Annotated in this window: 10 protein-coding genes and 1 tRNA gene; 7 read left to right on the top strand and 4 right to left on the bottom strand. The window is 39.9% G+C overall.

The annotated features are described in order from the left end of the window. Positions 1–292 precede the first annotated feature (292 nt). Entirely contained in the window at positions 293–949 is a 657-nt protein-coding gene (locus KZZ04_RS18320; protein ID WP_219423662.1) for an NAD(P)H-dependent oxidoreductase, read from the top strand. A 49-nt stretch (positions 950–998) separates the two neighbouring features. Here the strand turns inward: KZZ04_RS18320 and KZZ04_RS18325 are convergent, their stop codons facing one another. The 3 genes from KZZ04_RS18325 to uvrD form a co-directional block, all read right to left on the bottom strand. Then, a complete protein-coding gene (locus KZZ04_RS18325) occupies positions 999–1,844 on the bottom strand; it encodes a hypothetical protein (protein ID WP_058405898.1) in 846 nt (281 codons plus the stop codon). Positions 1,845–1,944: 100 nt separating this feature from the next. After that, on the bottom strand, positions 1,945–4,017 hold the full coding sequence (locus tag KZZ04_RS18330; RefSeq protein WP_058405899.1) for a GNAT family N-acetyltransferase: 2,073 nt from the start codon (positions 4,015–4,017) through the stop codon (positions 1,945–1,947). Beyond that, positions 3,995–6,160, bottom strand: a complete 2,166-nt coding sequence (gene uvrD / locus KZZ04_RS18335) for a DNA helicase II (protein ID WP_058405900.1) — start codon at positions 6,158–6,160, stop codon at positions 3,995–3,997. Before uvrD ends, KZZ04_RS18330 begins: the two co-directional genes overlap by 23 nt. 311 nt (positions 6,161–6,471) lie before the next feature. Here uvrD and KZZ04_RS18340 point away from each other — a divergent pair, with 311 nt between their 5' ends. The 3 genes from KZZ04_RS18340 (at position 6,472) to KZZ04_RS18350 (ending at position 7,886) form a co-directional block, all read left to right on the top strand. Next, complete coding sequence (locus KZZ04_RS18340) at positions 6,472–6,696, top strand: hypothetical protein (RefSeq protein WP_219423664.1); 225 nt, start codon at positions 6,472–6,474, stop codon at positions 6,694–6,696. A 116-nt stretch (positions 6,697–6,812) separates the two neighbouring features. Then, on the top strand, positions 6,813–7,181 hold the full coding sequence (locus KZZ04_RS18345; protein WP_058405901.1) for a YacL family protein: 369 nt from the start codon (positions 6,813–6,815) through the stop codon (positions 7,179–7,181). A gap of 81 nt (positions 7,182–7,262) precedes the next feature. Then, entirely contained in the window at positions 7,263–7,886 is a 624-nt protein-coding gene (locus tag KZZ04_RS18350; RefSeq protein WP_058551340.1) for a dUTP diphosphatase, read from the top strand. On the opposite strand, the gene yrfG is transcribed toward KZZ04_RS18350, so the two are convergent. Beyond that, entirely contained in the window at positions 7,883–8,530 is a 648-nt protein-coding gene (gene yrfG, locus KZZ04_RS18355; protein WP_219423666.1) for a GMP/IMP nucleotidase, read from the bottom strand. The two genes, KZZ04_RS18350 and yrfG, sit on opposite strands and share 4 nt — an antisense overlap. Positions 8,531–8,592: 62 nt before the next feature. Here yrfG and nudE point away from each other — a divergent pair, with 62 nt between their 5' ends. The 3 genes from nudE to KZZ04_RS18370 all read left to right on the top strand — a co-directional run bounded on the left by nudE (position 8,593) and on the right by KZZ04_RS18370 (position 10,170). After that, positions 8,593–9,165, top strand: a complete 573-nt coding sequence (gene nudE, locus KZZ04_RS18360; RefSeq protein WP_033025975.1) for an ADP compounds hydrolase NudE — start codon at positions 8,593–8,595, stop codon at positions 9,163–9,165. Beyond that, positions 9,158–9,961, top strand: coding sequence for a 3'(2'),5'-bisphosphate nucleotidase CysQ (gene cysQ / locus KZZ04_RS18365; protein ID WP_058405903.1), 804 nt, complete (start codon positions 9,158–9,160; stop codon positions 9,959–9,961). Before nudE ends, cysQ begins: the two co-directional genes overlap by 8 nt. 135 nt (positions 9,962–10,096) lie before the next feature. Further along, positions 10,097–10,170: transfer RNA gene (locus tag KZZ04_RS18370), tRNA-Met, on the top strand. Position 10,171: the final 1 nt, after the last annotated feature.

Here is a 10,171-nt window from a genome sequence, read left to right on the forward strand (position 1 = left end):
TCTATAGAAAAGTAAAATTAAGTATTTCTTTCTCTAAAGCGCAGCGTTTCTTAAGCGAAGCGCCTCTTTGTGAACAAAGCATGTTTAATCACACTAAAATCACTTAATACTTTTGCCAGCTAATACAGTAATATTCGTTTAAGTTAGATCAATTAGTCGAGAGATATGGTTTATCTATTATTAATATTATTTATAAAGTCTTTTAACTTTATTGCTAATTATCAAATGCTCATTAAGCAATTAAACTAGCTCCATCTTGTATTTACATACTTACATTAAGACGGAGAAAAGCATGTCTCACCAAATTATTAAAGACTTACATAATAGATACACTGCAAGGCAATATGATGCATCAAAACGTATTTCTACAGAAGATCTGGAAGTAATTAAAGAAGCTATTCGTCTGTCGGCTTCTTCAATCAATTCTCAACCTTGGAAATTTGTTCTAGTAGAAAGTGAAGAAGGTAAGAACCGTTTACACGATACATTCGCTAACAAGCACCAGTTTAATCAACACCATGCTAAAGAGGCATCTCACACGCTTTTACTTGCTTATGACCCTGAGTTCATTAAAGAGAAGTTTTCGAAGCGTGTTGACGTAGAGGTAAGCTCAGGCCACCTACCAGCAGATATGCGTGATAACTTTATGGGTGCATATGCATTTGCTGAAATGAACACAGATGAAAATGGCTACAACGGTAGTTGGACTAAAGCACAAGTTTATTTAGCACTAGGTAATATAATGCATACTCTAGCGCGTTTAAACATAGCTTCTACACCTATGGAGGGTGTAGACCCAGACTTAATTGGTGAAAAGTTTAGCGCTGAGCTTGATGGACACATTTGTGAAGTTGCGCTAGCTATGGGTTACCCTAATACCGATGAAGACTGGAACCATGGTTTACCAAAAGCGCGTCTAGCGTTAGAAGACATTATTACAACTGTTTAGCATAGTAAACCTTATTTAAAAGCCGAGCCTCTCTCGGCTTTTTTTGTGTTTAAAATAAGCCATATGCTTCTGTTTTTTCGGTTTCTTCTTGCAGCGCAGCAGGTTTAAATATGACACTAGGATCGATAAGCACACTATGGTTTTCGGCCATTTTTATTAGGCCTCGCATCATACCTTTAGTTTGTGGGTCTATATCAAAGCCTATATCAGTTAGCTTATCTAAGGGTTTGATGTCTTCTTTTTTATAATCTAGGCTGTCTTCCACTTTATCGACGAGTAGCCCCACATGAGGATTTATACCGTCTTTTGTTGTGAATACAATTATTGGTTTGTAATCTAAAGTAATTTGCTCTTTTGCAGATTCAAACAGCCTCTCTAACTGAGCAATACTGCTACTTTTTATTTTACTGAGTAAGTTGTTTACCTGCTTATGTTCACCTTGCTTGTGAGCAGTGACTGCTTGTTTAGCTTGTACGAGTAATGATTCGAAAGGTTCATTAAAGCGAGACATAGTAAGCTTTAAATCAGGGTTGTCGGTATTAAACTCTTGGTAAAAAATAATAAAGTCTTGAAGCTCAGTTTCATTAATAGTTAATGTTTCTGATTGAGTTAAGAGGTTCTTTTCTAGTGTATTGAACCAGCTAGTTTGTTTGTCTTGCCATGATCTTAGCTGTTTTAAAATATGCTTGTTGCTTTGCTCCGTTGATATATTATTTAAAATAATCCCTAAATCGAAAACTGGAGTAGGGATATCCATATAATCTTTAACACCAATAAAGCTTTTGTTGTTGTTTGGTAGTGTTGTGAGGTTATTATCAAAGCGCTCGGTTAATAAAATATCAAGTATTTTTAGTGAAATGGTTTTGCAGCCCACTTTAAAGTTTATTAATTCCATGCCTTTATCTTAATTTACCCATCAATCTATTAATAATAGAACAAATCCACCAAATAGCTTAAGTAACTATGTTAATTAATCACTGTATTAAGGAGGCTGATTATTTAATAGCTTTAGTTAGTTTTAACACTGCTTGTTTAAAGTGTGTTTCAAGCTCTTTTTTACCTTGGATCTTTAATTGCTCAATAAGATTTTTATCGCTTTCATTTTGCAAAATTAACTTAATTAATAATTGCTTATCGCTTTGTGTTAAGAGATTAATGATTGAGGGCATCTCAGTGATAACTTGCCAAATAGTGGGCGAAATACTAAATCGAGAAGAATGACTATTAAGTTGTCGTGCTATACGTTTTTGCGTATCTGTACTTATAGGCTTATTTGTAAACGGGGCAATAAGTACACTTACAAGCTGCCAGTCAAGGTGCTTAAAGTGTGTGAGTAAGGCATAAAATATATCGTTTTGAAAATCAGCTTTTAATTGTTTCACCGTACTTGTATTGTTGTTTAAATACTTCACAACGAGTGCTGAGTGCTCGCCAGTGCTTTTATCTTTTTGATAACCAAGTTTTATGGTACTAAATCCTTGGCTTTGCCAAAATTTTAATAGCTCATAGGTGGCGCCAAAACTAGCTCCAAACCAATAACACTCATTACTTACTTTTGATTCGCAGTAACTCAGTAGCGCTTTACCTAGCCCTTGACTGTGAAGGTTAGGAGCAACAGCAATTCTTACTACGCGGGCAGAGAATTGAGTAAGGCACTGGGGATCATTGCTTAGCTGCGAGAGAGTCTGTGCCATTAAATGCCCTTGAGGGCGGCGTTCACCTTTTAGTACTTGCTCAGTAAGCTCTGTGGTTAATCCGCCCTCTATAGAGATTAAACACACTCCCACTAATTGGTTATTTATCTGGGTTATGAATAATCGTTGCGCAGGCGCATCAAGTAGCTGGCGTAAATCATTAACGCTACTTTGATAATGTGCTAAGGAAAGTAATGCGATAACCTGCTCAAGTAACGGCTCGTTGTTTGTGAGTTGGTGTTGAGTAATTTCACTGTGGACTAGGTTATTTAAGCCATTGCGTTGAGTTTCTTCGTACTGTGCTTCGAGTGCGAGCAAAGTGCGTATATGGCGTTCTAAAGGATCGGCTTTTGCAAACCTTAACGGTGCATCAAGTGTGACAATATTAGCGGCTTTGTACTTTGCTTTAACATACTGACTAAACCTAATTGTATAACCCCTACCATTGCCCTCATAGCCTACTAAAGTGCTTGCAAATACAATACGCGGATAATGCTTAAGCATTTTGAACAACAGAGGAACAGGTATTGCAGCTGCCTCGTCAACAAGTAATAAATCACACTCTGGCAACGAGCTTAATAATGAATCTGGAGCAATATACTGTAAATTGGCAAGTTGCTTACTTTGACTTTCGAAGGGGATGTTTAACTCATTGCTTAAATGTTTAAAGCTACTATGAGTGGCTTTAAATTGTGTGCTGCAAAGTAGTATTTTTTTATCTATAAGTTTTGCAGCAGCAAGTCCAAGCGCTGCAGATTTACCACGGCCTCTATCGGCATTAATAAGTAAAGGGCGATTAGCGCGACCATGAGCCACTTTAATTATATTTTCTACACAATGCTGTTGCGGTTCAAAATCTATTTTATTGGTAGAGCTTTCGCTAGTGATATTACGTGTACAGCCATGTAATTCACTGAAATGAAAAGCGGGTAACGATTGTATAACGCGGGCAATGCGTTCATTAAAGAAGCTATAGCTTACTTTATACCCGTGAGACTGCACTGTGCTTAGCGCAGGATCTGGCCAAGTTGAAAGCTCGCTTAATTCTGGTAGCAGTAAATATAATATACCGCCTGCTTTTACCGTACCTGCAATGGCAGCCAATATATCAGGGTGTAAGCCACTAAAGCCATCGTATACGGCGTGTGAATATTCTTGCCCTAAAATTTGATGGGTACGATTAGGCCACTGCGCGTTATTTAATGAGGTATTTTTAGAAACGACGAGTGTATTTTCAGTTTGAAGTAATTCACCTAATAGCTTGTAGCACCAAGCGGTACTGCCAGTAATGAGCACAAGTTGGCGATGATAAGCGCCAACCAGTGTTTTTTCTAACGTGTTTACGTGAGCTTTATACAGCTTGTAATCGTGCATAAGCCGTTACTAACCATTTGCTGCCTAAGTCATCAAAGTTTACCTGTACACGCGATTGCGCGCCGCTGCCTTCATAGTTAAGAACCGTGCCAATACCAAACTTAGCATGCAGTACACGTTGGCCTAAATTAAAGCCGCTGTCTTCAAAGGCGGCATGGCTGACTGATGCACTAAAGCGTCCTGCTGCCGGTGGTCGCGAAACTTGCGTTTTGATACGAATTTCTTCAACGCAGTCCTCAGGAATTTCGCGTAAAAAACGTGAAGGGCTATGGTATTTCTCTTGTCCGTATAGGCGGCGGCTTTCGGCGTGGCTAATGTATAATTTATCCATAGCGCGGGTCATACCTACGTAACATAGGCGACGTTCTTCTTCTAATCGACCAGACTCTTCATTACTTTGTTGCGATGGAAACATACCTTCTTCCACGCCCACCATAAATACAAGCGGGAATTCTAGGCCCTTAGCTGAATGCAGAGTCATCATTTGCACGGCATCTTCGTGCTCATCAGCTTGCCCTTCACCAGACTCAAGCGAGGTATAGGCTAAAAAGCCTTGTAGTGGTGAGCTAAACTCTTCTTCTTCAGGGAGTTCGTACTGATCGCATGCGCTTATAAGCTCTTCTAAGTTTTCTACACGAGCACGACCTTTTTCGCCCTTTTCTGCCTGATACATAGCCATAAGGCCAGACGTTTGAATTGCATACTTAGCTTGCTCTTGTAATGTAAGGTCGCTAATTTTGTCTTCAATGTGCTCAACCAGCTCAACAAATTTGCTAACAGCGCCGGCTGCTCTGCCCGATAAGTGCTGTTGTTCAACAATAGCTTTCGCTGCGTACCATAACGGAAGTGACTCAGCACGGGCGCAGTCGCGTATATGACTTAAAGTTTTGTCGCCAATACCACGTGCAGGGGTATTAATTACTCGTTCAAATGCGGCGTCGTCCTGGCGATTACCGACTAAGCGTAAGTACGATAGCGCATCTTTAATTTCTTGACGCTCGAAGAATCGCATACCACCGTAAATACGGTACTTTAATCCTTCTTGTAGCATGGCTTCTTCAAGTACACGAGATTGCGCATTACTACGGTATAAAATGGCGGCGTCTTGTAACGCGTTACCGGCATTTAACCAGCTACGTAATTTACTGCTTACAAAGCGGGCTTCGTCTAGCTCGTTAAAGGCGGCGTAAATTGATATAGGCTCGCCCTCGTTGCCATCGGTCCATAAGCTTTTACCCATGCGCTCTGAGTTATTTTTTATAAGCGCATTAGATGCTTTAAGAATAGTTGCGGTTGAGCGGTAGTTTTGTTCAAGGCGAATAGTTTCGGCGTCAAAGTCAGTTAAAAAACGTTTTATATTTTCTATTTTAGCGCCGCGCCAGCCATAAATACTTTGGTCATCATCGCCCACAATCATAATACTTTGCGTATCGCCTGCGAGCAGCTTTAACCATGCGTATTGAATGGTATTGGTATCTTGGAATTCGTCTACCAGCATATGCGCAAAGCGCTGTTGGTAGTGGCGAAGTAGCGTAGGGTTATTTTTAAGCACCTCATAGCTACGTAGGAGTATTTCAGCAAAATCGACCAAACCAGCCCTGTCACACGCTTCTTGATAGGCGGCATATACACGCAGCATCATTTGCTCGTTTATATCATACGCTTGAATATCTTTAGGACGAAGTGCTTCGTCTTTTTTAGCGCTTATGTACCAGCCAAACTGTTTAGCTGGCCACTTTTTATCATCAATATTCATTGATTTTAATAAGCGCTTGATCATACGGAGTTGGTCGTCAGAGTCTAAAATTTGAAAGGCTTCTGGTAAGTTAGCTTCACGGTGATGAGCGCGTAAAATTCGATGTGATAAACCGTGGAAAGTACCAATCCACATGCCACCGACCGGTGCTTTTAAGGTTTCTTCAACACGAGTGCGCATTTCTTTAGCCGCTTTATTGGTAAAGGTTACCGCAAAAATACTATAAGCAGAGGCTTGTTCAACCTGCATAAGCCACGCAATACGATGAACTAACACTCGTGTTTTACCAGACCCAGCACCCGCCAATACCAGCATGTTTTGTAATGGGGCTGCAACGGCATCGCGTTGTTTGTCATTTAAGCCATCGAGTAATTCTGAAACGTCCATCGTTACGCCTTTTTAATCAATATTGAGGGCAGTATAACAGGTGTTTTTGTTAGGCTAAATAAAATACTGTTTTTATGAACAGCTATTCTAAAAATAACCTCTAAAACCAATCAGCTGGCTAGTTTTAGTATCGATAAGTGACTAAAATTAATAATAAAAATAATCAAATTGACCTATATTTAGTAAAAAATACCAAAGCAATTAGAGAGTCGTAATTTAACTAACTGATTTTTAAGCTTTAATAAATTGGCATAAAGTGTGATAGTAAGTAAATAACTAAAATTTAAAATTAATTAACTACAGAGGTGAGTATGGCTGATCAAGGGTCTGGCGGTAATGTAATTGCTGCGTTGTGTAATATATTTTTTCCTGGTTTAGGGCAATTAGTACAAGGGCGTATTTTAGCTGCTATATTTTTTGCGCTAGCTATTGTCATAAGTTACGCACTTATATGTGTACTCGTTGGTTTTGTATTAGTGCCTATTATTTACTTATGGTCAATTATTGACGCAGCGCGTTATAGATCGCGAAGTTAACGGCTTTAGAGCTGAATAAAATGGCGCCCGTGTGGCGCTATTTTGCTTTATATGTCCTGTGGTTTGCGGGCGTTTACGTATATAATTACGCAATTAAAGATTTATAGGCAAACCCTATGGAATATCAATTTATTCGCGACCCTATTAGTGGGCTGCGCATTAAAATAAGCAGCGAGCATGCAATCATTGGCCGTTGGTTAAACGAAGAAATTGGCAAAGACAAAGTGGCTATGGTGCAAGCACTTATTGCGTCGGTAAAAACGAGCTTTGAGCCTGTGACTTTAAAAGGCCAAGAAATAGATTTAATTTTATCTAAAGATGAAGCCTTATTTGAAGCGCATGCACTGCACCAAGACAGCGAAGACTTAATTGCCTATCAAGATGACGATTTAATGCTTGAAGAAAACGACTTAAGCAGTGGATGTGGTTTTGAAGACTTTATTGATTTAATCGAGTCGTGGTATGAGTTTACCAGTAATCGATAAAATAACTAAAACAGACATAGCAAATGCAAAAACAGCGTTTTCTCTGTATTATTAAAACAACTAAAAACGACAGGAATTGATATGTCTGCCAATTTAAATAAGCTAGTAGTCATGCTAGAAATGCAAAACGCCATGAATACAAAAGTGCATGAGCAATGGTTTACACAAGGGTTTGAATGGTATCGCGCTATTTGGGTTGAGTGTGCCGAAATGCTAGATCACCATGGCTGGAAGTGGTGGAAAAAACAAACACCCGATACCGAGCAAGTTATTTTAGAATTAGTTGATATTTTTCACTTTGGTTTGTCGCTACGTATTGACGGTAAAACAAGCTATCAAGACTTAGCAAAGCAATTAGAAAGTGAGTTGAGCCAAGTACAGCAAGCGGACGACTTCAAGCAAACGTTAGAAATACTTGCGGCATCTGCAGTTGCAGATAAAGCGTTTAATGCAGCAGCCTTTGCCGGTTGTATGGCACAAATGGGCATGGATATTGACGATTTATACCGTGGTTACGTCGGTAAAAACACCTTAAATTTTTTCCGCCAAGACCATGGTTATAAAGATGGTAGCTACATTAAAGTATGGAACGGCCAAGAAGATAACGAACACTTGGTTGAAGTGGTTAAAAGCCTTGATACCGAACATGCAGACTTTGCAAAGTTAGTTTACCAAGGCCTTGAGGCACGTTACCCAAAAAGCTAAATAATAGTACGATAGTCGGTTACATTTAAGTAATCGGCTATTTCGTTGTGTGGTTGCTGGCTGTCGGGGTTAGCAACCGCAAGTAAGTGTCCAATGCCGTATTCTTTTGCGGCATTTAATACAGCTACGCTGTCGTCAACAAACAAAGTACGTGTTTTGTTAAACCCTAAATCTTTTTGTACTTGGTGCCATAAACTTTGCTGCTCTTTGCTTACGCCATATTCATGCGTCGACACAACACCATCTAAATAATTATCGATTGCGGTGTGTTCAAATTTCATCATGACGTTTTCAGGATGCGCGTTGGTAAGCAATATAAGTTCTTTTCCTGCTTTTTTAAGCTCCGTCAAAAAATAGGGCACGTCATCACGTACTTTTATAAGGTGCTGTGTTTCTCGTTTTAGATCCATAATTGGTAATTTAAGCTGATCTTCCCAATAATCTAAGCAGTACCACTCAATTTGGCCACTTACAGCTTGGTAGCGTTTAAAAATATCTTCTTTTGCTTCGCTCAAGCTTATATTTTTGGCTAAGGCATGTTGTTGTGGAAGAACAGTTAACCAAAAATGGCTGTCATAATGTAAATCGAGAAGTGTTCCGTCCATATCAAGTAAAACGGTATCGATTTTTGACCAATTTAGCATGGGCTTTTCCCTGTGAAAAGTTTATGATTAAGCACAACTGCCATGATAGCAAATTAACGCCAATGACACAGAAAAAGCATCCAACACCTCCTCAAATCCTAAGTAATAATGTTGTCGCTAAAAGTCGCCTATTTACTGTGGAATCTTTAGAGCTTAAATTTTCGAATGACGAAGAGCGTCAGTATGAACGTATTCGAGGTGGTGGCAGGGGCGCTGTAATGATTGTGCCTATAACGGCCGATAACGAAATGCTGCTAGTGCGTGAGTATTGCGCGGGCACCAATGACTACCAGCTAGGTTTTCCTAAAGGACTTATTGACCCAGGCGAAACGCCAGAGCAAGCTGCTAATAGAGAACTTAAAGAAGAAGTAGGTTTTGGCGCAGACTTTTTTAAACCATTAAAAACAGTGACCATGGCACCCAGTTATTTTAATGCCACTATGCACATTTTATTTGCTAAGCAATTATATCCGCAAACGCTCCTTGGCGATGAGCCTGAGCCTTTAGTTGTTGTTAAGTGGCCATTAACGCAATGGCAGTCATTATTAGAGCAAGATGATTTTACCGAAGCACGAAGTGTTGCCGCTTTGCTATTATTAGATAAGTACTTAGCATCTGGAGCTGCCGATGAATAAATTATTAGAACCTTGTATTGAATTAGCCGAACGTGCAGGCGATGCCATTATGGCTATATACAAAAAAGATGATATTGGCCAACAAGAAAAATCAGACCACACACCAGTAACTAAGGCCGATTTAGCTGCAAATGATGTGCTTGTTGCAGGCTTAAAGGCGCTTGCGCCTGATATTCCAATCATGTCGGAAGAAACGCCTATCCCTGCATTAGCCGACAGGCAAGATTGGCAGCGTTATTGGTTACTTGACCCCATGGATGGCACTGGTGAGTTTATTTTAGAAAGTGGTGATTTTGCTGTAAACATTGCGCTTATTGAAAATAACCACCCTGTACTGGGTGTTATTCATTGGCCGTCAAAAGGTATTACGTATTTTGCGAGTGCAAAAAATGGTGCTTTTAAGCGTGAAGAAAAGAGCGACACACAAATATACGTAGCTCCGCCTGAAAGTTTAACGCTAGCGGTAAGTCGCCGTCAGAAAATTGAGTCGGTGAGCCAATACTTAAATAGCCAATTTACAACCATTGCGGTTGGTTCGTGCTCGTTAAAAGCATGTATTGTTGCTGAAGGTAAAGCGGACTGCTTTTTAAGAATAGGCCCAACGGGTGAGTGGGATACAGGGGCTTCACAAGTTATTGTAGAAGAAGCGGGCGGTTGCATTACCGATGCAGAGTTTAACCCTTTAACGTATAACCAACGCGAGAGCACTGAAAACCCAGATTTTATTGTAATGGGCCATCCTGATTGGGAGTTTCAAAAAATGATTACTCCTCACCAACGAGCGAGTATAGAATAGGTTTTGATTGCTTTTTGTTCACTTGAACAGTTTTAAGTAGTTAAAGCCTTGCATTATAAGTTTATTCCTATATAGTAGCGCTCTCTTCAAGGCAGGCTCGTAAATATTACGAAAATGTTTTAAAGAAATTACAGGCGCGGGATGGAGCAGCCTGGTAGCTCGTCGGGCTCATAACCCGAAGGTCGTCGGTTCAAATCCGGCTCCCGCAAC

Source organism: Pseudoalteromonas sp. CR1 (genome assembly GCF_019392235.1).
GTDB lineage: Bacteria > Pseudomonadota > Gammaproteobacteria > Enterobacterales > Alteromonadaceae > Pseudoalteromonas.

Bases quoted from the DNA above. Each gene is read 5' to 3' on its own strand.
- uvrD (WP_058405900.1), bottom strand. From the start codon at position 6,160: ATGGACGTTTCAGAATTACTCGATGGCTTAAATGACAAACAACGCGAT.
- yrfG (WP_219423666.1), bottom strand. From the start codon at position 8,530: ATGCTAAATTGGTCAAAAATCGATACCGTTTTACTTGATATGGACGGA.
- KZZ04_RS18330 (WP_058405899.1), bottom strand. From the start codon at position 4,017: ATGCACGATTACAAGCTGTATAAAGCTCACGTAAACACGTTAGAAAAA.
- nudE (WP_033025975.1), top strand. From the start codon at position 8,593: ATGACACAGAAAAAGCATCCAACACCTCCTCAAATCCTAAGTAATAAT.
- cysQ (WP_058405903.1), top strand. From the start codon at position 9,158: ATGAATAAATTATTAGAACCTTGTATTGAATTAGCCGAACGTGCAGGC.
- KZZ04_RS18320 (WP_219423662.1), top strand. From the start codon at position 293: ATGTCTCACCAAATTATTAAAGACTTACATAATAGATACACTGCAAGG.
- KZZ04_RS18340 (WP_219423664.1), top strand. From the start codon at position 6,472: ATGGCTGATCAAGGGTCTGGCGGTAATGTAATTGCTGCGTTGTGTAAT.
- KZZ04_RS18350 (WP_058551340.1), top strand. From the start codon at position 7,263: ATGTCTGCCAATTTAAATAAGCTAGTAGTCATGCTAGAAATGCAAAAC.
- KZZ04_RS18345 (WP_058405901.1), top strand. From the start codon at position 6,813: ATGGAATATCAATTTATTCGCGACCCTATTAGTGGGCTGCGCATTAAA.
- KZZ04_RS18325 (WP_058405898.1), bottom strand. From the start codon at position 1,844: ATGGAATTAATAAACTTTAAAGTGGGCTGCAAAACCATTTCACTAAAA.